The sequence below is a fragment of the Frankia sp. AgPm24 genome (assembly GCF_023243055.1).
Lineage (GTDB): Bacteria > Actinomycetota > Actinomycetes > Frankiales > Frankiaceae > Frankia > Frankia umida.
On the sequence record NZ_JALKFW010000189.1, the window covers coordinates 16,022 to 35,371 of the forward strand.

General features: G+C 72.4%; 21 protein-coding genes. 12 read left to right on the plus strand and 9 right to left on the minus strand.

The window, feature by feature from the left end; genetic code table 11:
• Positions 1-9: 9 nt before the first annotated feature.
• Positions 10-825 (minus strand): RNA methyltransferase, encoded by an 816-nt coding sequence (locus MXD61_RS14785; protein WP_248813719.1) that lies wholly within the window; start codon positions 823-825, stop codon positions 10-12.
• Positions 826-1,594: 769 nt separating this feature from the next.
• Between MXD61_RS14785 and MXD61_RS14790 the strand changes: the two genes are divergently transcribed.
• Entirely contained in the window at positions 1,595-2,911 is a 1,317-nt protein-coding gene (locus MXD61_RS14790; protein WP_248813720.1) for an aldolase/citrate lyase family protein, read from the plus strand.
• A 16-nt stretch (positions 2,912-2,927) separates the two neighbouring features.
• Here MXD61_RS14790 and MXD61_RS14795 read toward each other — a convergent pair whose 3' ends face one another.
• Positions 2,928-4,055: a hypothetical protein gene (locus tag MXD61_RS14795; protein WP_248813722.1), complete on the minus strand. Its 1,128-nt coding sequence runs from the start codon at positions 4,053-4,055 to the stop codon at positions 2,928-2,930.
• 98 nt (positions 4,056-4,153) lie between these two features.
• Here MXD61_RS14795 and MXD61_RS28100 point away from each other — a divergent pair, with 98 nt between their 5' ends.
• The 5 genes from MXD61_RS28100 (at position 4,154) to MXD61_RS14820 (ending at position 7,292) form a co-directional block, all read left to right on the plus strand.
• Positions 4,154-4,423, plus strand: a complete 270-nt coding sequence (locus MXD61_RS28100) for a hypothetical protein (RefSeq protein WP_285223270.1) — start codon at positions 4,154-4,156, stop codon at positions 4,421-4,423.
• 276 nt (positions 4,424-4,699) lie between these two features.
• The gene (locus MXD61_RS14805; protein ID WP_248813724.1) at positions 4,700-5,848 is read left to right on the plus strand and encodes an inorganic phosphate transporter; all 1,149 of its coding nucleotides are present in this window, start codon (positions 4,700-4,702) and stop codon (positions 5,846-5,848) included.
• A gap of 31 nt (positions 5,849-5,879) precedes the next feature.
• The gene (locus MXD61_RS14810) at positions 5,880-6,140 is read left to right on the plus strand and encodes a hypothetical protein (RefSeq protein WP_248813726.1); all 261 of its coding nucleotides are present in this window, start codon (positions 5,880-5,882) and stop codon (positions 6,138-6,140) included.
• 34 nt (positions 6,141-6,174) lie between these two features.
• On the plus strand, positions 6,175-6,480 hold the full coding sequence (locus MXD61_RS14815) for a DUF3349 domain-containing protein (RefSeq protein ID WP_248813728.1): 306 nt from the start codon (positions 6,175-6,177) through the stop codon (positions 6,478-6,480).
• Positions 6,481-6,554: 74 nt separating this feature from the next.
• On the plus strand, positions 6,555-7,292 hold the full coding sequence (locus MXD61_RS14820; RefSeq protein ID WP_248813729.1) for an FMN-binding negative transcriptional regulator: 738 nt from the start codon (positions 6,555-6,557) through the stop codon (positions 7,290-7,292).
• Between the two features lie 10 nt (positions 7,293-7,302).
• Here MXD61_RS14820 and MXD61_RS14825 read toward each other — a convergent pair whose 3' ends face one another.
• Positions 7,303-8,235, minus strand: coding sequence for a LysR family transcriptional regulator (locus MXD61_RS14825; RefSeq protein ID WP_248813730.1), 933 nt, complete (start codon positions 8,233-8,235; stop codon positions 7,303-7,305).
• A 137-nt stretch (positions 8,236-8,372) separates the two neighbouring features.
• On the opposite strand from MXD61_RS14825, the gene MXD61_RS14830 reads away from it, so the two are divergent.
• The gene (locus MXD61_RS14830) at positions 8,373-8,756 is read left to right on the plus strand and encodes a nuclear transport factor 2 family protein (protein WP_225437951.1); all 384 of its coding nucleotides are present in this window, start codon (positions 8,373-8,375) and stop codon (positions 8,754-8,756) included.
• Between the two features lie 86 nt (positions 8,757-8,842).
• On the opposite strand, the gene uraH is transcribed toward MXD61_RS14830, so the two are convergent.
• From uraH to allB, 3 genes are read right to left on the minus strand one after another with little or no spacing between them, the layout of a single operon-like run.
• A complete protein-coding gene (gene uraH / locus MXD61_RS14835; RefSeq protein WP_248813731.1) occupies positions 8,843-9,154 on the minus strand; it encodes a hydroxyisourate hydrolase in 312 nt (103 codons plus the stop codon).
• Positions 9,155-9,158: 4 nt separating this feature from the next.
• Entirely contained in the window at positions 9,159-10,709 is a 1,551-nt protein-coding gene (locus tag MXD61_RS14840; RefSeq protein WP_248813732.1) for an allantoicase, read from the minus strand.
• Between the two features lie 32 nt (positions 10,710-10,741).
• Entirely contained in the window at positions 10,742-12,133 is a 1,392-nt protein-coding gene (allB, locus tag MXD61_RS14845; protein ID WP_248813733.1) for an allantoinase AllB, read from the minus strand.
• A 95-nt stretch (positions 12,134-12,228) separates the two neighbouring features.
• Between allB and MXD61_RS14850 the strand changes: the two genes are divergently transcribed.
• On the plus strand, positions 12,229-13,332 hold the full coding sequence (locus MXD61_RS14850; RefSeq protein ID WP_248813734.1) for an aromatic ring-hydroxylating dioxygenase subunit alpha: 1,104 nt from the start codon (positions 12,229-12,231) through the stop codon (positions 13,330-13,332).
• 36 nt (positions 13,333-13,368) lie between these two features.
• Here MXD61_RS14850 and MXD61_RS14855 read toward each other — a convergent pair whose 3' ends face one another.
• Complete coding sequence (locus MXD61_RS14855; RefSeq protein ID WP_248813736.1) at positions 13,369-13,761, minus strand: MarR family winged helix-turn-helix transcriptional regulator; 393 nt, start codon at positions 13,759-13,761, stop codon at positions 13,369-13,371.
• A gap of 188 nt (positions 13,762-13,949) precedes the next feature.
• Here MXD61_RS14855 and MXD61_RS14860 point away from each other — a divergent pair, with 188 nt between their 5' ends.
• On the plus strand, positions 13,950-14,657 hold the full coding sequence (locus MXD61_RS14860) for an ATP-binding protein (protein ID WP_248813738.1): 708 nt from the start codon (positions 13,950-13,952) through the stop codon (positions 14,655-14,657).
• Here MXD61_RS14860 and MXD61_RS14865 read toward each other — a convergent pair.
• Both MXD61_RS14865 and MXD61_RS14870 read right to left on the minus strand, forming a co-directional pair.
• Positions 14,610-16,121, minus strand: a complete 1,512-nt coding sequence (locus MXD61_RS14865; RefSeq protein WP_248813740.1) for an adenine deaminase C-terminal domain-containing protein — start codon at positions 16,119-16,121, stop codon at positions 14,610-14,612. The two genes, MXD61_RS14860 and MXD61_RS14865, sit on opposite strands and share 48 nt — an antisense overlap.
• A 129-nt stretch (positions 16,122-16,250) precedes the next feature.
• Complete coding sequence (locus tag MXD61_RS14870; RefSeq protein WP_248813742.1) at positions 16,251-16,442, minus strand: hypothetical protein; 192 nt, start codon at positions 16,440-16,442, stop codon at positions 16,251-16,253.
• A gap of 425 nt (positions 16,443-16,867) precedes the next feature.
• On the opposite strand from MXD61_RS14870, the gene MXD61_RS14875 reads away from it, so the two are divergent.
• The 3 genes from MXD61_RS14875 to MXD61_RS14885 are packed head-to-tail and all read left to right on the plus strand — an operon-like array spanning position 16,868 to position 19,340.
• Positions 16,868-17,170, plus strand: coding sequence for an urease subunit gamma (locus MXD61_RS14875; RefSeq protein WP_248813744.1), 303 nt, complete (start codon positions 16,868-16,870; stop codon positions 17,168-17,170).
• Positions 17,171-17,220: 50 nt separating this feature from the next.
• Complete coding sequence (locus tag MXD61_RS14880; RefSeq protein ID WP_248813757.1) at positions 17,221-17,616, plus strand: urease subunit beta; 396 nt, start codon at positions 17,221-17,223, stop codon at positions 17,614-17,616.
• A complete protein-coding gene (locus MXD61_RS14885; RefSeq protein ID WP_248813745.1) occupies positions 17,613-19,340 on the plus strand; it encodes an urease subunit alpha in 1,728 nt (575 codons plus the stop codon). The genes MXD61_RS14880 and MXD61_RS14885 overlap by 4 nt, the downstream gene beginning before the upstream one ends.
• Positions 19,341-19,350 lie beyond the last annotated feature (10 nt).

Below are 19,350 nucleotides of genomic sequence, written 5' to 3' on the forward strand. Positions count from 1 at the left end.
GCGGGTGGCTCAGCGTTGGCCGAGCAGGTAGCAGGCGATCGCGGCGGTCGCGGCCACGTTCAGGGAGTCCACACCGTGGGCCATCGGAATCCGTACCCGGGCGCTCGCCGCCGCCTGGGCCGACGCGGACAGCCCCGGCCCCTCGGTGCCGAGCAGCAACGCCACCCGAGCCGGCAGGTCGGCCAGGCGCGCGGCGTAGGTGGCGAGGTCGTCGGCGTCCGCGGCGGGGGTAAGGGCAAGCAGGTCGAACCCGGCGGTGCGCAGATCGGTGAGGGCCGCGGGCCATGGGTCGAGCCGGGCGTACGGGACGGCGAACACCTCCCCCATCGACACACGTACGGATCGTCGGTAGAGCGGGTCGGCGCAGCGCGGGCTGAGCAGCACCGAGTCCATCCCGAGACCGGCCGCGGACCGGAAGATCGCACCCAGGTTGGTGTGGCTGACGATGTCCTCGCAGACCAGGACGCGCCGGGCGGTGGCGAGCAGGTCGGCCGGTGAGCGCGGCGGACGTCGGCACATGGACGCGAGCGCCCCGCGGTGCACCTCGAACCCGGTGATGGCGGCGAGGACGTCCGGCCCGGCGACGTAGATCGGGACGTCCGCGGGCAGGTCCGCCGGCACCGCGGCGAGCCGTGCCGGTGCCACCAGCACGGACCGCGGCCGGTAACCGGCCCGCAGGGCACGTCCGATCACCCGCTCACCTTCGGCGATGAACAGACCGTCAGCAGGCTCCCGCCGGCGACGCAGCGCCACGTCGGTGAGCGCGACGAAGTCGTCCACCCGCGGGTCGGCGGCATCGTCGATCACGAGGGGATCGGGCCGCACCGGGACGGATCGCGTGCCGTCATCCGCGGTGGCCGGGTCGCGACACACAGGCTCAGGTCTACCAGAACCCCGGCCGCACCTGTGCGCCAGCCCACGCGCCAGGATGCCGCGGTGTCCAACGCGCTCCCTCGCCGGGCGGCCAGCTCCTATCGTCTGGCGGTGACGCCCCCCGGCTCAGGCGGCGGGCCTGCCCACCTTCGTCCAGCCCGGAACGGAGCGCGTCCAGCCATGCGACAAGCACAGCCCACGAGCGGCACAGCCTCATGAGCCCGTTCAGCACAGAGGGCTTCGTGTGGTCGCTGACCGAGACGGCCTCGACGATGTGCGCGGTCGACGGCGGGCCGCAGGACGCTTTTGCCAAGATCACATCACGCGGTGCAATCACCGATGGTCGCATCGACGCGCCTGGCATCCCTTGGATCGATCGAGATGCCGAGGTCAGCGTCCTGTGGGTACAATCGGGTGGTTTCTCGTTCACGGAAGGCGTTAACACGATCGGTCACTCTCGGCAATTGAGACCGATCAGGTGCGTCCGCAGGGAAATTTGGTACAAAGCAAGGGGGTGCCGCGCCGGAACGCCCGGAGCGCACTCCCGTGGGGCCTTGGACGGGCCCTCCCGAACCGCCGTCGTCGGCGCCGCGCATCGACCCCCCCGATCGGTGTGCACAGCGCCGGCGACGGCCTCGGCCCTCACCACACTCCCTGACCACCCAGGCCACGCTGGCCACGCAGACCGTCGGGTCGGCATCGCCGTGCGGGACGCGGTCGGATGAGGCGCACGACGTTGCCGGCCGCGATGATCGCACGGCTGAGCGCCGCTCTCGAACCGGTCGACGCGGCGCTGGCCGCGCGCCATCCCGGGGCGTCCGGCGGGGCCGGCCGGCAGCCGGTGCACACCTGCTACCTGCCAGCCGACCACATGCGGGCGGACATCATGGCGATCTGGGGCGCGCGGGCCCAGCGGCTGCTGGCGCGGCACGCGCCGGACCCGGCCACGCTCGCCGCCGCCACCGGTGGCGATCCGGCGGAGGCCATCGCCGCCGCGGTCCACGCCCAGGTGACGCGGGTGCTCGCCACCGAGCCGGTGCAGGACCTGCGGGTCGACCTCGAGGACGGCTACGGCCTGCGCGCCGACGACGCCGAGGACGCCGACGCGGTGCGGGCGGCCGAGGCGCTGCGGGCCGCGGCCGCCGCCGGCCTGCTGCCGGCCCGTTACGGTCTGCGTCCGAAGTCGCTGGACCCCGCGGTGCGCTCACGGGGGCTGCGCAGCCTCGACCTGTTCCTGACCGCCCTGTGCGCGCACGACGGCCCACCGCCGGGTCTGGTGATCACCGTGCCGAAGGTGAGCGCACCCGCGCAGCTACGGGTGTTCGCCGACGTGCTCACCGCGCTGACCGACCAGCTCGGGTTGCCGGGGCCGGTCGACATCGAGATCCAGGTGGAGACCCCGGCCGCCGTCCTGGCCCTGCCCGAGCTCGTCCGGACCGGTCTGGCGCTGAGCGTGACGGGGCGGGCCAGCCGGCTCGTCGGCCTGCACGTCGGTACCTACGACTACTCCGCGGCGCTGGGAATCGGTGGTGCCGACCAGGCCAGCGATCATCCGGCGGTCGAGTACGCGACGACGATGATGCAGCTCGTGGCGGCAGGTACCGGCATTGACATCTCCGATGGCTCGTCGAACCTGCTGCCCGTCGACCCCGACGTGCACCGGGTCTGGCGTCGGCACGCCGATCTGGTCCGCCGTGCCTGGCACCGCGGGCTCTACCAGGGCTGGGACCTGCATCCGGGGCAGCTGGTGAGCCGGCACGCCGCCGTCGCCGGCTGCCTGCTCAGCGGACTGGACGACACCCTGGCCCGACTCGGCGCGTACGTCGCCACCCAGCGCACCCACGCCGGGAACGAGAACGCCGCTGACAGCGGGGCTGGCGATGGTGACGGTGGTGGCGGGGCCGTCGCGGACGAGCCGGCGACCGGGCGGGCGCTCGCCGGACACGTCCTGCGGGCGTTGGAAGCCGGCCTTGTCGACGACGCGGCGCTCGGCTCCGCCGGGCTACGCCGCGACCAGGTGCTCCGGCTGGTGGGTTAGCCGCGGCCGGTCGGGGTCAGCTGCCGAAGCCGTCCACGGTTCCGGTCAGTCCGGTCGGGGTGTGCGGACCGAGGTGGATCTGTTCGAGCACCCCGATGCCGGTGCGGTCGCCCATTTTCGCGATCACCAGATTCTGCAGGTGCAGTGAGGTACGGGCGACGGGATCGAAATCGGCGAGGGCGATCGACTCCCGGCCGACCTCCAGTTCACCGTGGTTGGCACCGTGGGTCCAGTACGGGTGCCAGTAGCCCAGGCCACGCATCCGGAAGGTCAGGACCTTCTCCAGCTCGATGTGCACCTCACCCTCGGCCGGGTCGTCGAACCACAGGTCGGCCCGTCTGATCTCGCGGCGGCCCGGCTCGAACTCCAGCTGGTGGCGGATGTTGCGGCCCTCCCGGACCCCGCCGGCCGGCGTGCCCTGCCAGGGGGCCACGTTCCCGGGAACGGGGTCGAGCACGAGTGCCGTCTCCAGCCAGCGGGTGCCATCGGAGTACTCGTGCACGGCGAAATGCGTGAACCGGTCACCGAAGTGCAGCGGCGCCCACAACCAGAAGATCTGCAACTCCGGACGCGGGATGTTCATCGTCAGCTGCTGGCCGACCGGGCGGGTTCCCCAGGAACGGTCGCGGGTGCCGGAGACGTCCGCCGCATCGATGCGCAGCTGCTCGCCGTCGACGGTGACGGTGCCCTCCCAGGTGCCCCACTGGGTCAGCCGGGTGTGGTCGGAGGTGAGGATGCCGGCGGGCGAGATCCGCCGCTGGCGCGGTTCCTCCACGGCGACGGTGGTCGCGCGAAAAGTCAGGTCACAGGAGATGCCCTGTTCGTTCGGCGCCACGACGTAGCGGATCGTCCGCATCGGTTCCACGACCTCGATCCGGATGGGACCGACCGTGGTGGAGCGGTCGAGCGGCATCGTTCCCGACGCGAAGATGGAGTGCTCGACACCCCCCAGCACCACGCTGAACGCCGCGTCGATGACTCCCCGCACCGGGTAGTGCCCCATCGCGGCACCGAAGTAGAAGTGGCCGTCCTTCTGATGGCCGTTGAACCAGTAGCGGTCGTAGTGGTTGGGGTCGCCGGTGGCCGGATGGGCGATCGGATCGGCCGACGAATGAATCGGGTAGTCGTCGAAAGGGGTGAGCATCGCCGATTCTCCTCGGTCGTCTCGGCAGGGCCGGCCTGGGCCGGGCGGTACTACAGCTTGGCCACCGCGCCACCGCGCCACCGTCGACGATGCCGCCCATGCGGGTGAGTTCGTGTTCACCGACGGCCATGACCGCCGACAGCGAGGAAAGCATGACGATGCACCCCGCGGGGAGGGGGTCCTTCGGTTCGTACCGGGCGCAGGCGACCACCGCGGCGCTCTCCTCGGCGAGACGCCCCGCGACGACGGCACCGATGCCCGTCGACGCTCCCGTGACCATGGCGACCCGGCCGGCGAACCGTTGCGTCATCGACCAGCACTCCCTGTCCCACGTGATCGGCCCGTCCCACGTGATCGGCCCCATGTGATCGGCCCCATGCCGGGCTCAGCCTGCCAGCGCGAAGGTGGCGAATCAACCGTCGCCGGACGCCGGACGGTGCCCAACGCCACCTGGCCCAGGGCGCCCGCGATCGGTCACGGATGGTCGCGGTCGGCCACCGCCAGGCCGTTTCGGATTCCAAACCGAACGACTCCGGTGCAGGCAGTGAACGTCAGGCAAAGGATGCACGACAAAACCGTCGCCCGGAAAACACACAGCATCGGACGGGTCGACATCCGCCGGCCATGCCGTTACAACAGTCGATGTGAACGACGGCGTACTGGCCCTGGTGGTCGTGACCGCACTGGCATTCGACTTCACAAATGGCTTCCACGACACCGGCAACGCGATGGCAACATCGATCGCGACCGGAGCACTACCACCCAAGGTGGCCGTCGCCCTGTCCGGGGCGCTGAATCTCGTCGGCGCGTTCCTGTCGCTGAGCGTGGCCGCCACGATCGCGAGTGGCCTGGTCAACACCGGCGACGTGACGCTCACCGTCGTCTTTGCCGGCCTGGTCGGCGGAATCACCTGGAATCTGCTCACCTGGTTCTTCGGAATTCCGTCCAGTTCCTCCCACGCGCTTATCGGTGGGGTGATCGGCTCGACCATCGCCGCCGCCGGCAGCGACGGCGTCAAATGGCACGGAGTTGTCTCGAAGGTCATTATTCCGGCCGGTCTGTCGCCCGTTATCGCCGCGCTTATCGCCACCGCCGGCACCTATCTGATCTACCGGCTGAGCCGCAGCGTCCCGGACGGCACCCGCAACCACGGCTTCCGCATCGGGCAGATCGGCTCCGCCTCGCTGGTGTCCCTCGCCCACGGCACGAACGACGCGCAGAAGACCATGGGCGTCATCACCCTGGCGCTCATCGCCAACGGCACCCTCAACGCCGGTGCGCAGGCCCCGACCTGGGTCATCGTCAGCTGTGCGATCGCCATCAGCGCCGGCACCTACCTGGGCGGTTGGCGGGTCATCCGGACCCTGGGCAAGGGCCTGGTCGAGATCGACTCACCGCAGGGCATGGCGGCCGAGTCGTCCTCGGCCGCGACGATCCTGCTGTCCAGCCACTTCGGGTACTCGCTGTCGACCACGCACGTCGCCACCGGCTCGATCCTTGGCACCGGTCTCGGTCGGCGCGGCGCCGAGGTGCGCTGGAACGTCGCCGGCCGGATGGCCACCGCCTGGCTGCTCACCCTACCCGCCTCCGGGCTGGTCGGCGCCGCCTGCTACGGCATCGCCCAGGGCATCGGCGGGACGGCCGGAATCGTCGTCGTCTTCGCGGTGCTGGTGATCGCCTCCGGCGTCCTGTACTGGCAGGCCCGCAAGACCCCGGTCAGCCACCACAACGTGAACGCGGAATGGGACGGCGCTCTGGTCCCGGCCGAGACCCACGAGCGCATCGCCGCCTGAGGCCGCGCCATCACGAGAGGAGGGGCTGGCCGTGAACTCCTGGATCGACCTTGACGCCCTGTGGAAGATCGTCGTCCTCGGCCTGCTGGCCGGCGCCGGCCTGCCCGCGCTGTTCGCCGTCGGCCTGCGTGCCATCAGTCTCCCCGGCCGGGGCAGCACCGCCACCACGAGCGGCGCCGACGACCGGATCCTCGGGTCGAATCCGGCGGGGATCGCCGCCGGGGCCCTGTGCTTCGCGATCGTGCTCGCCGGGATCGGCTGGGGCATCTACTCCGTCGTCGCCGGAACCTGAAGCCGCCGAAACCTCAGACAGGACCATCATCACCATGAGCAGCAGGGCGCTACCCCCGTTCCTGGCCTCGATCGTCGGCTGGCTGCGCGCCGGCTATCCCGAGGGCGTTCCCGACCACGACTATCTGCCGCTGTTCGCGTTGCTGCGCCGCAAGCTCACCGCCGACGAGGTGGACGAGCTCGCCACGACCCTGGCCGAGGCGGACGACTCCGCCTCGGTGCACGCGGTCCGCACCGCGATCTCCGAACTCACCAACGGCGCCGCCCGCGACCAGGACATCGCCCGGGTCAGCGCCCGCCTGGCCGCCGGCGGTTGGCCGCTGGCCGAACCACACCGGTGACCGAACCACACCGGTAGCCGAGCCACACCGGTGACGGGGTGGTCGCGCGCGACCGCCGTCGTATGATCACAGCCGTGTACGTGCCGCGCCCGTTCGAGCTGACCGAGTTCGACCAGGTCGCCGAGCTGGTCGAGCGGATCGGTGCCGTCGACCTGGTCACCTTCGACGGCACGGGTCTGGCCGCCACCCTCGTCCCCGTGATCTGGGACCGCACCCCCGGCCAGACCGACCCCACGCTCACCCGCTCCGGCGACGCGGATCCAGCCGGTGGGGCGGCCGAGGGTCGCGGGGCGCCGCACGGGCGGCTGCTCGGGCATATCGCGCGCGCCAACGGGCAGTGGCGCGGGAGCGAACCGGGTGTCGCGGCGCTCGCCATCCTGCGCGGGCCGCAGGCGTACGTCTCACCGTCCTGGTATGCCACCAAGGCCGAGCACGGCCGGGTCGTGCCGACCTGGAACCACCTGTCCGTCCACTTCACCGGCCCGGTCGTGTTCCACCACGAGTCCGCCTGGCTGCATGACGTCGTCACCCGTCTCACCGACCGGCACGAGCGGCACCGCCCGCGGCCCTGGTCGGTGGACGACGCCCCCGCGGAGTTCGTCACCGGCCAGCTGCGGGCCATCGTCGGCGTCGAGATGGCCGTCCAGTCGATCGTCGCGCAGGCGAAACTCAGCCAGAACCGTTCCCCCGCCGACCGCGACGGTGTCCTCGCCGGCCTGCGGGACGAGGGCGAAGGCGAGGCCACCGCACCGCCCGCCGAGGCCGTCGCCGACCTGATGACACGGTTCGGTTCGGGCCGCGTCCCCGACTGATCGGGCCAGCTCATCCGGCCGTCGAGCTGCCGGTGCGCCGCCCGGCCAGACCCGCCTGATCGTCCAGGGCGAAGGTGTGGCGGCAGTGGCGCAGCAGGGCGTGCAGGGCGGGGCTGGGGGTGGCGGTCCAGGTGAGGGCGAGCAGCGCGCGGACCGGGGCGTCCTCGATGGGCAGGGCGCGCAGGCTGTCCGCGCGACCGTCGACCATGGACGTGGACAGGATCGCGACGCCGAGGCCGCGGGCGGCCAGATCCGCGACGGCCGCCGGCGCGGCCGCCTGCACGGCGAAACGCGGCCGGACGCCCGCCGCGGCACAGCAGCGTTCGAACACGGTGCGCACGCCGGTGCCGGGCGGCAGGCAGGCCAGCGGGTGGGCGGTGAGCTCGGCGAGGGTGACACTGGGCCGCGCGGCCAGCGGATGGTCGGGGGCGACCGCCGCGACCAGCGGTTCGCTGAGCACGGGCAGCATCCGTGGGTCTCGGGCGGCGTCGTCCGCGGCGGTGCCGACCAGCGCCAGTTCGAGGGTGCCGGCGCGGACCTGTCCGATCAGCCGGTCGGAGGCGTCCTCGACGACGCTCAGCTCGATGCCGGGGTGGGCCTCGTGGAAGGCCGCGAGCGCCTCGAACCAGGGCTGGACCAGGCAGGACGCGACCATGCCGACGTTCAGGCGGCCCCGGACGAGCCCGCGCACCTCGTCCACGGCACCGCGCACCGCGGCGACGGCGGCCAGGGCCTGCCGGGCATGCTCGAGGGCGGCCACGCCGGCGGTGGTGAGGGTGGCGGCGCGACCCGTGCGGTCGAGCAGGGCGGCGCCGAGCTCGTGCTCCAACGCGCGGATCTGCGCGCTGACCCCCGACTGGCTGATGTGCACCCGCTCGGCCGCCCGGGTGAAGTTCGCCTCCTCGGCGACCGCGACGAAGTACTCCAACTGGCGCAGCTCCATAAGCGCTGATTCTAGTTCTCATCAGATCCAGCTGTTGGACTTCTGATTCCGTCCGACGCAGTGTGGACGTGGAGCCGAGCGCAGCAGGAAGCCGGCGGGAAGCACCAAGCCAGCGGGAAGCACCAAGGAGGAATCCCTTGACCTCGCATCCGAACCTGTCGACCGCCCGGGAACGTGCCCGTGTGCCGGAGGATCTGACCAGGCTGTTCGTCGAACGGGCCAACGCCGGGGACGCCGCCGGCATCGCCGAGCTCTACGAGCCGGACGCGGTGATGGCCTACCCGCCGGGCGGGCGGACGGTGGGCCGCGACGCCATCCGTGCCCTGTGGGAGCGGGTGCTCACGCACGCACCCCGTTTCGAGCCGGAGGAGCCGCTGCCCACCCTGGTCAGCGGGGACATCGCGCTGACGTCCACCGCACCCCGCGACGGCGCCGGCGCCCGCGCGCAGGTCGTGCGCCGGCAGCCGGACGGCACCTGGCTACGCCTGCTCGACCAGCCCGAGTTCACCGCCACGGACTGAACCGCCACAGACCGAACCGCCAGAGACCGAACCGCCAGCGACATGAACCGCCGGAGCGCGAACCGTCGGAGCGCGAACCGCCGCGGTCAGCTGCCCAGGTAGGTCGAGTAGCCGAAGGGGGCCAGCAGCAGCGGGACATGGTGCGGGTCGGCGGGGTCGCTGACCTCGAAGGCGATCGTGACCTCGGGGAAGAACGCCGAACGGGCGCTGGTGTCGAACACCAGCCGAAAGCGTCCGGGTGCGGTCAGGGGCAGGCCGGTGATCCGGCCGTCGGGGTCGGTGACGGCCTCGGCGAGCAGGGTCCAGCCGGCGGTGGGTTCACCGCGTTCGAGCCGCACACGGACCTCGGCCGCGGGCTGACCGAGGGCCGTGTCCAGCACATGGGTGGACAGGCCCATCCCGTCACGCCCCGGTGATCAGGTGGCGGATGCGCAGCGCGGTGATCTCCGCCTGCTGGCCGGCGGCGACACGCAGCTCCTCGGCGGCGTCGTGGGTCATCCGCTGCTGGAGCAGGTCCAGCATCTCCGGCGCGGTGCGGCCGGCCGCACGGACCAGGAAGACATAGCCGAAACGCTCCTCGTAGGCGGCGTTGCCGGCGGCGAACGCGGCCTTGGTCTCCTCGGACGCCTCGTCCATCGCCGCCTGCTCCCGACGGGGGGCGTCGAGGGAGACGATGGAGGCCCGGGCGGTCGTCGGCGGCGCCGGGGTGCGGGCCGGGCGCTCCCCGATCCGGGGGTGCGCGGTGAACGCCTCGAACCAGGCCGGTTCGGGCACCTGCCACCACTCCTGCTCGGCGGCGGGCAGCAGCGCCGCGAGCGTGCCGAACGGACGGCGGGCCACCACCGCCTCGGCCCAGTCCTCCGAACCGCAGCAGGCCAGCAGCTCCTCGCGCGCGGCGTCCGGGGACAGCGCGTCGAACCAGCGCATCGCCAGCGCCTCCCGGCCGACCAGGGTCGGGGCACCGGTCAGGCGCAGCCGGGCCAGGCCGCCGTCGGGGATGGCGTCCAGGCGCACATGGGTGGCCTGGACGGGCACCTCCAGGTCGAACAGGTGGCGGGTGTTGGGCTGGACGCGGGTACGCGGCAGCAACGGGAACCAGCCGGTGACGGCGTCGACGTCATCCGGGTCGATCAGGTCGGGGCAGTCGGCGGCCCACAGTTCGACAGCACGGGGGGCGTTGCCGCGGAAGTGGCGGGTGTCGACCTCGGCCCGCACGATCTGGCCCTGGGTGGCCAGGCGAACCGTGGCCCAGTCGTGCCCCGTACCGCGGCGGCGGCGGGTCTCCCAGCCTTCGCCCATGGCGCGGGCGTCGCCGGAGGCGTTGAGGTTGTGCCGTCCGCCGTAGTGCATGTCGCTGGCGGCGACGACGACCCCGCCCAGATAGGCGGCGGCGAGGTCGGAGGTGACCCGGTCGAACAGGCGGGGATCCGGCACGACCGTGCCATGCACCCGCAGCCGGGCGACGCCGCCGTCGGGGTGGATCGTCAGGCGCAGATGGGTGATGCGGGTCTGGCCCGGCTCGGCCACGGGCAGCACGTTCACCGCGTCCGCGGCGATGGGGGTGTGACCCACCAGTTCGACCCACTCCACCGCGGGGTCGGCGGCCTCGGCGGCGGACGGGTAGCCGGCGAGCGTCGCCCCGTGGATCTCGACCGCCTCGGGGGCGTTGCCGGTGAAGTGGGTGGTGTCGACGGTGATCGCCCGGGCGATACCCGGGGCGCCGAGACGGACCACGGCCCAGTCGGCTCCGGGCAGGTCACGGCGGCGGCGGGTCTCCCAGCCGTCGGTCCACTGGCCGCGTTCGGTGAACACACCCGGACGCACGGTCGGTGGCTCGGACAGCAGCATCCGCTCGGCGAACGCGAAGAACTCGTCGTTGACGGCGACGACCGTACCGCCGAAACGGGACGCGGCCAGATCGATGAGGTTGGTCAGGTCGGGCTCGTCACTCATCAGATTCCCTCTTTCCGGGTCGACCGGGGCCGTCACCGTGCCAGCAGACGCCCCCGCGGCGGGCGATCGCCGTCGGCGCGCACCCCCCGCAGGTAGGTCGCCCGGACCAGTCCGTCCAGGCTACGACCAGCGTAGGGGGTCAGCGGGTGACGGTGACGCAGCATGCTGGGCTCCACCAGGTAGGACCCGTCCGGGTCGAGGACCACGAGGTCCGCGTCGGCACCCACCACGAGGCGTCCCTTGGTCGGCAGACCGGCGAGATCGGCGGGTCCCGCGCACATCCAGGCGACCACATCGGCGAGGCTGTGCCCGCGGATGCGCGCCTGCGTCCAGACCGCGGACAGCCCGAGCTGCACGGATGCGATGCCGCCCCAGGCGGCGGCGAAGTCGCCGGTGTCGATCCGCTTGACCTCGGGGGTCGACGGGGAATGATCGCTGACGACGCCGGCGAGCAGCCCCTCGGCCAACGCATCCCACATCCGGTCCAGGTTCGCCCGCCCCCGAATGGGGGGTGCGCACTTGAAGACGGTGGCCCCGTCGGGGACCTCCTCGGCCGTGAAGGTCAGGTAGTGCGGGCAGGTCTCGGCGGTGAACGCCAACCCCTCCGCCCGGGCGGCGAGCAGGTCGTCCAGCGCGTCGGCGGCGGACAGGTGCAGCACGTGCAGTCGGGCGCCGGTCGCCGCGGACAGCGCGGCCAGGCCCGCCACCGCCTGCCGCTCGGCGGCGGGGGGACGGGAGGCGAGCCAGCTCGCGAACGCCCGGCCCACCACCGGCGGCGCCGCCTCGAGCACCGCCGGTGCCTCGGCGTGCACCACGGTGAGGGCACCCATCCGGGCGGTGTGGCGGGTGGCGGCCGCGAGCACGTCCATGGACACGTGCGGGAACTCCTCCACCCCCGAGGGGGCCAGGAACGCCTTGAAACCGAACACGCCGGCGTCGTGCAGCGCGGCCAGGTCACGCAGGCTGCGGGTGTCGGCGCCGATGATGCCGCCCCAGAAGCCGACGTCCACCGCGATCTGACCGGCCGCCACCGCCCGCTTGGTCTCGAGCGCCGCGAGCGAGGTCGTCGGCGGGATCGCGTTCAGCGGCATGTCGATGATCGTGGTGACCCCGCCGGCGGCCGCGGCCCGGGTCGCGGTGGCGAAGCCCTCCCATTCGGTCCGGCCGGGCTCGTTGACGTGCACATGGCTGTCGACCACGCCGGGCAGCAGCGCCCACGGGCCGAGGTCGGTGACCAGCACGTCCGCGGGTACCTCGTCGAACCCGGTGATCGCGGCGATCCGGCCGGCCACGACGTGCACCGCCGCGGGCCGTTCGCCGTCCGGCAGCACCACCCGGTGTGAGCGCAGCACCTGCGCCCGCTCCGGCAGGTCGACCGACGTGCCGGTGGGAGACGTGCTGGTGGGAGAGGTGGACCAGCCCATGGCAGCCGACCCTAGCGGCGCGACGTTACAGTGATGTTCGGCGACTCGGACGCCGCGTGGGCTCGAGCGCCGCACCGGGCGAGCGCGAGGTGATCATGGCATGGCTGCTTCGTAACACCGAGCCGGCGCTGCGGCACGGCTGGCATCCGGTGGCTCTGGCGACCGAACTCGGTGACGCTCCGCTGCGGGTGCTGCTGCTCGGCGAGGCCTGGGTGGTGGTCCGGTTGGGCGGTGCGCTCACGGCGTTCACCGACCGGTGCCCACATCGGTTCGCACCACTGTCCGCCGGCCAGGTCGAGGACGGCGAGCTGCGCTGTGGCTACCACGGCTGGCGGTTCGGCCCGGACGGGGTGTGCACGTCCATCCCGGCGCTCGGCCCCGGGGTTCCACCGCCCAGACGGGCCAGGGCCACCCCGGCCTGGGGGGTGGCTGAGCGCCACGGTCTGCTCTGGATCGCCCCGGCGCCGCCGGTGGCCGACCTGATCGACCTGCCCGACGCGGCGCGGCCCGGCTTCGACGTGATGTGGCTGCCCCCCGCGCACAGCAGCGCCTGCGCCGGCCTGCTCGCCGACAACTTCCTCGACACCGCGCACTTCCCGTTCGTGCACGCCGCGACGATCGGCGCCGGCGAGGACACCCTCGTCGCCCCCTACCGGGTGGCGCCGGACGGCGCGGGCTTCCTGGTCCGTCTGGAGCAGGACGTGGCCAATCCGGAGGATCCCCTGGTGGCCACCGGGGAGCACCCGCTGGTGCAGCGACGCTGGTCGACCTACGCCTACCAGCCACCGTTCATGCTGCGGCTGCGCCTGGAGTATCCCGACGCCGCGACGACCAGCACCATCCTGTTCTGCCTGCAACCGCAGGGTGAGCGCGCCACCCGGATCTACACCCTGCTGCTGCGGGACGACCTCGGCGCCGACCCCGACCGGATGGCCCAGGCCGTCGCGTTCGAGCAGGCGGTGCTCGACGAGGATCTCGCCCTGCAGGAACGTTTCGACCTCGAGGGCCTGCCGCTGCCCGACCCCGACTCCCACCCCAGCTCCGACCCAGGCTCCGTGTCCGTGCGGGCCTCGGTGCCGGAGGAGGTCAGTATCCGGGCGGACGCGGCCGGGGTGGCACTGCGCCGCACACTCGCGGCTCTGGTCTCCCGGGCCGGTGTGGACGGCCCGGGCGGCGATACCGCGGCCACCCCGACCTGACAGCAGGCAGTTCGGTGACTACCCGGAGTTCGGTGGCTACCAGGAGGTGGAGATCTCGTCCAGCAGCTCGGCGATCCGCTCCAGCAGGATCGCGCCCTCCTCGTGCTGTTGCGGGGTGAGACTGGCGATGAACTGACCCTCGGAGGCGCGCACCGCCTGCTCCTTGAGCGCGAGGGCCTGCTCGCCGGCGGGTGTCAGGTGGACCGCCACCTGACGCCGGTCATGACCGGAGGGAACCCGCTCGACCAGGCCCGAACCGACCAGGTTCGTCACCGCGCGGGTGGCCGTCGGGCCACTCACACCGGCGCTGATCGCGAGGTCCGACATGGTCTGCGAACCGCCGCGCAGCGGAGCCATGATGATGTACTGCGCGATCGACAGACCGCTGCTGTCCTGGCGTTGGGTGGCTCGACCACGGGCTCGCTGCACCGCGCGCAGCAACTCCCGCCACGCGGCGAGGAAGGCCTCACCATCGTCGCGTTCGTCGGTACCCGTGCGTTGCTCGATGACCCTGATCCCTCACTCGCCCGGTTGAAGGGCGAGCTTAGGGCATCTGTCCGCCGGACGCCCCTGCGGCGGGACACGGCGGCCGGGTCATCCGGTTCGAACTGGTCCGGGTGGGTGTGCCGGACTGGTCGCAGGCGGCGCTTCGGGAACTGCTGGCCAACTCCCTCACCCATCGGGACTACGCGGTACCCGGCGTGGTGCACGTCCGTTGGCAGGACGCCACCATCACGATCGCCAATCCGGTGGATCCGAGAGTCACGGCCCGTCCCGGGGCGGCGCTGGCCGGCCTGCCCCAGGCCCCGAACGCCCTGCTGGTGGACGCCTTCCGCCGGGCCGGGATCGCCCGGCGCACCGGTTCGGGCATCGGCCGTGCCGTCGCCGACCAGCTGCGGCTCGGGCTCGCCGCCCCCCGGTTCGACCACGCGGACCAGCGGCGGGTGGTGGCGGAGCTGCCCGCACGGCCCGCTGACCTGGCCTTCGCCCGGTTCGTCGTCGCGCGGGACCGGCTCGGTCAACCGCTGGACCGCGCCGACCTGCAACTGCTCACCGCGGTGACGCAGCGCGGCGCGCTACGTACCGCCGATGCGGCGGCGCTGCTCACCACCGACCGCGCCCAGGCCCGCGTGAAGCTGTTCGGCCTGCTGCGCACCGGCCTGGTCACCGTCCACGCTGACGGCGCGGGGCGTACCTGGCAGGCCAGCACACGGTTGCGTCAGGACCTGCACGACAGTGCCCTCCACGTCCGCGCCCAGCTCACGTCCGGCCAGGGGTCAGGGATGGGTGTGCAGCAGGCAGCCGAAGCCAGCCAGGGTTCGTAGCGGCTGCGCGAAACGGCAACCCAGATCGGCGGCGGCGGCGTCGACGGCGGCCAGTTCCCCGAGCACGGCCTCCCAGGGCGCCTCGCTCATCAGACCAAGCACCGGCAGCGGGCAGGCCGCCCGCACCCAGCCCTGATCGACCACGACGAACCCGCCGCCCATGCCCTCCACCGCCCGCGCCGCGGTGAGCAGGTCATCGTCGCTGGTACCGATGACGATCAGCTGCCCGGGTGCCTGCGCCGTGGTGAACCCGAGCGCGCCACGGACCAGCCCACAGCCGCGGACCAGCCCCACATCGACGGTGACCGCCTCCGGCGGGCCGCCGATGACGGCGACCTTCTGCAGATCACGGGACGGGTCGGCGACGGGACGTCCACCGCGTGCGGTCGGCGCCAGCCGGACGATCCGCAGCCCAGGGCGGGACGACGAACCCGAACCACCGGACTCGATGCTCACCGCCGCGGACCCGGCCGGGTCCGGCGCAGGACAGGGGAAGGAACCGGCGTACAGGGTCTCCGGGAGCCGGATGCGCCCGATGGCCCAGGTCGGCGCCGGGTCAAGGTTGTCGAACAGCGGCCGACCGGCCTCGGCGGCGATGCGACCGCCCAGGACCACGACGTCGGGTGGTGCGGGGCTGGCCAGGTTGGTGACGACCTGAAGGTCAGCGAGTCGGGTGGGAGCGAGCGAACCCAGGATGTGATCGACGGCGTGCCGGCGGGCGGGTCGCAGGGTGACCTGCCGGATCGCCTCCCACGGGGTGGCGCCGCGGGCGACGGCGTGGTGGACGTCGTGGTCGAGGTGGCCGCGGGCTGCGAGTTCGGTGACCGTCCGGGGATCGCCGGAGGTGGGCGGTGCGACCTGGCCCGTTCGGGCCAGCACCCGCAGTGGCGTCGTCGACTCGGTCGCGAACCGCGCACCGGCCGGCCCGCCGAAGGCGACCAGCGCCGTCGGGTCGATGAGCAGGGTGCCCGTGCCGCGCGGCACCAGCAGGCGGGCGAGTTCGCCCGGGCTCAGCAGCGTGTCCTCGATCCGCAGGCCCGCGTCGACGTAGGCGGGCAGGACGTACCGGCCCTCGGCGTCCAGGGAACGCCGCCCGCCGAGGGCCCCCGGCCTGGTCACCGCGGCGATGTGCCGACCGACGATGAGGATGTCCCGTTCGAGCACGCTCTGGTCGGGGACGCTCTGGTCGTGCGCGACCATGACGAGGCCGCCGCGCACGACCAGGTCGGCCTCCTCCTCCCCGGCGGCCACCCGGCGCAGCCGCGCGATCTGGGCCGGCGACGCGACATGTCGTTGCACGTTGACGGTGGACGGCGGCGCCGATCTGATCGGCGGCCCCCCGGGCCGGGCGGGAGGATCCTCCCGATCGGCACCGGGCATCACGGCTGGCGTCTGGGTACGCGCCGGGGCGTGCGGGGGTGTCGACATCAGCCGGGGTCCGCGGCTGGTGCGTACGACGTTCACATGCCGTCCCTCACTACGGGGGCCACAACAATGGTTGCTGTCACGATCAGGGCCACAACGATCAGAGTCATAACGATCAGGGTCACAAGGATCAGGGTCACCACGGTCCAGGTAGGTCGAACGGATCGATCAGCGTCCGGTGCGACCTCCCGCCGGGTTCGGTTCGTACCGGACGGGGACGATCGCCTCGAGAAAGCCGGCCACGCTCACCACCATGGCGGGCACCCACACCCCGCCGGCCATGAATGTCCCGGACGCCCGCGGACAACTGGCGTCGGCGTGCAGAAAGGTGGTGACGTCGAAGCTTTTTACCCACAACACGTTCGGTTCGTTCGTCACAAACGAGAACCGGCCGTCCACCGGGTCGGTGACCGGCGGGCGCGGATCGGGCTCGGGAGACAGCCTCGCGGTGGAGGGCGGGCCGGGCCTGTCCGCCCGGTCCGACGCCGGCCACGGCCACGAGCGCCGGACAGTCGGCCGCACGCACGAACCGGCCCCCGCGCCGACGCGATCCGGACCTGTTGTCACCACACTCCCGACGTCGTCCGGCTCACCGGACCGGTGGGCGATCCTCCGGACGTTAGAAAGGAGGAGTATCGATCGAGTCGCACCCGTGTGAATTACCAGTAACTCCATTCTCGCCGGCCACCCGTCCACTGTCCGCCGGGACCCCCGGCAATACCACTGAACGAAACACGGATGAAACCTGGCCGGCCCGCGGCCGGCGACTGCTAGGCTTCGCCTTCGTGCTGCTGAGCCCCCATGAACAGGAACGGCTGCTCATCCATGTCGCGGCCGGACTCGCCCGGGAGCGACGTGCCCGCGGGCTACGTCTCAACCATCCCGAGGCCACCGCCCTCATCACCTCGTACCTGCTCGAGGGTGCCCGCGACGGACGCAGCGTCGCCGATCTGATGCACGCCGGGCGTACCGTGCTGACCCGCGAGGACGTGATGGAGGGGGTGCCGGAGATGCTCGCCGAGGTCCAGGTCGAGGCGACCTTCCCGGACGGCACCAAGCTCGTCACCGTCCACCAGCCGATCCCATGAGCGCCACCGAGCCCACGAACACCGGCGAGCCCACGAACACCGGCGAACGCATGGTTCCCGGCGAGATCGTGGCCGGCGCCGGGAGCATCGAGACCAACCCGGGACGCCCGGTGCTGACCGTGGTCGTGCGCAACACCGGCGACCGGCCGGTACAGGTCGGCTCGCACTACCACTTCGCCGCCGCCAATCCGGCGCTGCACTTCGACCGGACGGCCGCCTGGGGTCATCGCCTGGCCGTCCCCGCCGGCACCGCCGTCCGTTTCGAACCTGGTGTCGAACGCGAGGTCGATCTCGTCCCGCTCGCCGGCGCCCGCATCGTGCCGGGCCTGCGCCTGGAATCCGCCGGCCCCCTGGACCGCCGTCCAGAGGACCCCGACAGCCCTGGTAGCCCTGGTAGCCCTGGTAGCCCTGGCAGCCGCATCGACGAGTCGCGGGAGCGCGCGTGAGCCGACTGGACCGGGCCCGTTACGCATCGCTGTACGGGCCGACGGTCGGGGACCGGATTCGACTCGCCGACACCGACCTGTTCATCGAGGTCACCGAGGACCGCAGCCGCGGCCCCGAGCTCGCCGGCACCGGCGACGAGGCGGTGTTCGGCGGCGGCAAGGTGATCCGCGAGTCGATGGGCCAGGCGCTGGCCACCCGCGCCCAGGGCGCCCCCGACCTGGTCATCACCGGTGCGGTCGTGCTCGACCACTGGGGGGTGGTCAAGGCCGACGTCGGTGTGCGCGACGGGCGGATCGTCGCTCTCGGCAAGGCCGGCAACCCCGACACGATGGACGGCGTCCACCCGGATCTCGTCATCGGCCCCGGCACCGAGATCATCGCCGGGAACGGGAAGATCCTCACCGCGGGCGCGGTCGACTGCCACGTCCACCTGATCTGCCCGCAGCAGATCCCCGAGGCACTCGGCGCCGGCATCACCACGCTCATCGGTGGCGGCACCGGGCCGGCGGAGGGCACGAAGGCGACGACCGTGACGCCCGGCTCGTGGAACCTCGCCCGGATGCTGTCGGCGATGGACGACTACCCGGTCAACATCGTCCTGCTGGGCAAGGGCAACACGGTCAACCCGGACTCGTTGTGGGAGCAGCTGCGGGCCGGTGCGGCCGGCTTCAAGCTGCACGAGGACTGGGGCACCACCCCGGCCGCGATCGACGCCTGCCTGCGGGTGGCCGACGCCGCCGGTGTGCAGGTCGCGCTGCACTCGGACACGCTCAACGAGGCCGGTTTCGTCGAGGACACCCTCGCCGCCATCGCCGGACGAGCCATCCACGCCTACCACACCGAGGGTGCCGGCGGCGGGCACGCGCCCGACATCATCACCGTGGCCGCGGCCGGCAACGTGCTGCCGAGCTCGACGAACCCGACCCGCCCGCACACCGTCAACACCCTTGACGAACATCTCGACATGCTGATGGTCTGCCATCACCTGAACCCGGCCGTCGCCGAGGACCTGGCCTTCGCCGAGAGCCGCATCCGTCCGTCCACGATCGCCGCCGAGGACGTCCTGCACGACCTCGGCGCCATCTCGATGATCGGCTCCGACTCGCAGGCGATGGGCCGCATCGGCGAGGTGGTCCTGCGCACCTGGCAGACCGCCCATGTGATGAAGCGCCGCCGCGGCGCCCTGCCCGGTGACGGCGCGGCGGACAACGCCCGGGCCCGCCGCTACGTCGCCAAGTACACGATCTGCCCCGCGGTCGCCCACGGTCTGGACGCCCACGTCGGCTCGGTCGAACCCGGCAAACTCGCCGATCTGGTCCTCTACGACCCGGCGTTCTTCGGTGTCCGTCCGTCGGTCGTGCTCAAGGGTGGCCTGATCGCCTGGGCCGCGATGGGTGACGCCAACGCCTCCATCCCCACCCCGCAGCCGGTGTTGCCCCGCCCGATGTGGGGAGCCGCGCGTGGCCCGGCGGCCTCGACCTCGCTGACGTTCGTCGCCCCCGCCGCCGTCGAGGACGGCCTGGCCGAACGGCTGGGTCTGGCCACCCCGGTCGTCGCGGTCGCCGACGTCCGCCGCCGCGGCAAGGCCGACCTGCCCGAGAACACCGCCACCCCCGATATCCGCGTCGACCCGGACACCTTCACCGTCCGCATCGACGGTGACCCTGTGGACGCCGACCCCGCCACCGAGCTCCCGATGGCCCAGCGCTACTTCCTGTTCTGAGCCGGTTCCC

Coding starts and splice junctions, on each gene's coding strand:
- MXD61_RS14790 (WP_248813720.1), top strand. CDS start 1,595: ATGAGGCGCACGACGTTGCCGGCCGCGATGATCGCACGGCTGAGCGCC.
- MXD61_RS14795 (WP_248813722.1), bottom strand. CDS start 4,055: ATGCTCACCCCTTTCGACGACTACCCGATTCATTCGTCGGCCGATCCG.
- MXD61_RS28100 (WP_285223270.1), top strand. CDS start 4,154: ATGCGGGTGAGTTCGTGTTCACCGACGGCCATGACCGCCGACAGCGAG.
- MXD61_RS14815 (WP_248813728.1), top strand. CDS start 6,175: ATGAGCAGCAGGGCGCTACCCCCGTTCCTGGCCTCGATCGTCGGCTGG.
- MXD61_RS14825 (WP_248813730.1), bottom strand. CDS start 8,235: ATGGAGCTGCGCCAGTTGGAGTACTTCGTCGCGGTCGCCGAGGAGGCG.
- uraH (WP_248813731.1), bottom strand. CDS start 9,154: ATGGGCCTGTCCACCCATGTGCTGGACACGGCCCTCGGTCAGCCCGCG.
- MXD61_RS14840 (WP_248813732.1), bottom strand. CDS start 10,709: ATGAGTGACGAGCCCGACCTGACCAACCTCATCGATCTGGCCGCGTCC.
- allB (WP_248813733.1), bottom strand. CDS start 12,133: ATGGGCTGGTCCACCTCTCCCACCAGCACGTCTCCCACCGGCACGTCG.
- MXD61_RS14850 (WP_248813734.1), top strand. CDS start 12,229: ATGGCATGGCTGCTTCGTAACACCGAGCCGGCGCTGCGGCACGGCTGG.
- MXD61_RS14880 (WP_248813757.1), top strand. CDS start 17,221: ATGGTTCCCGGCGAGATCGTGGCCGGCGCCGGGAGCATCGAGACCAAC.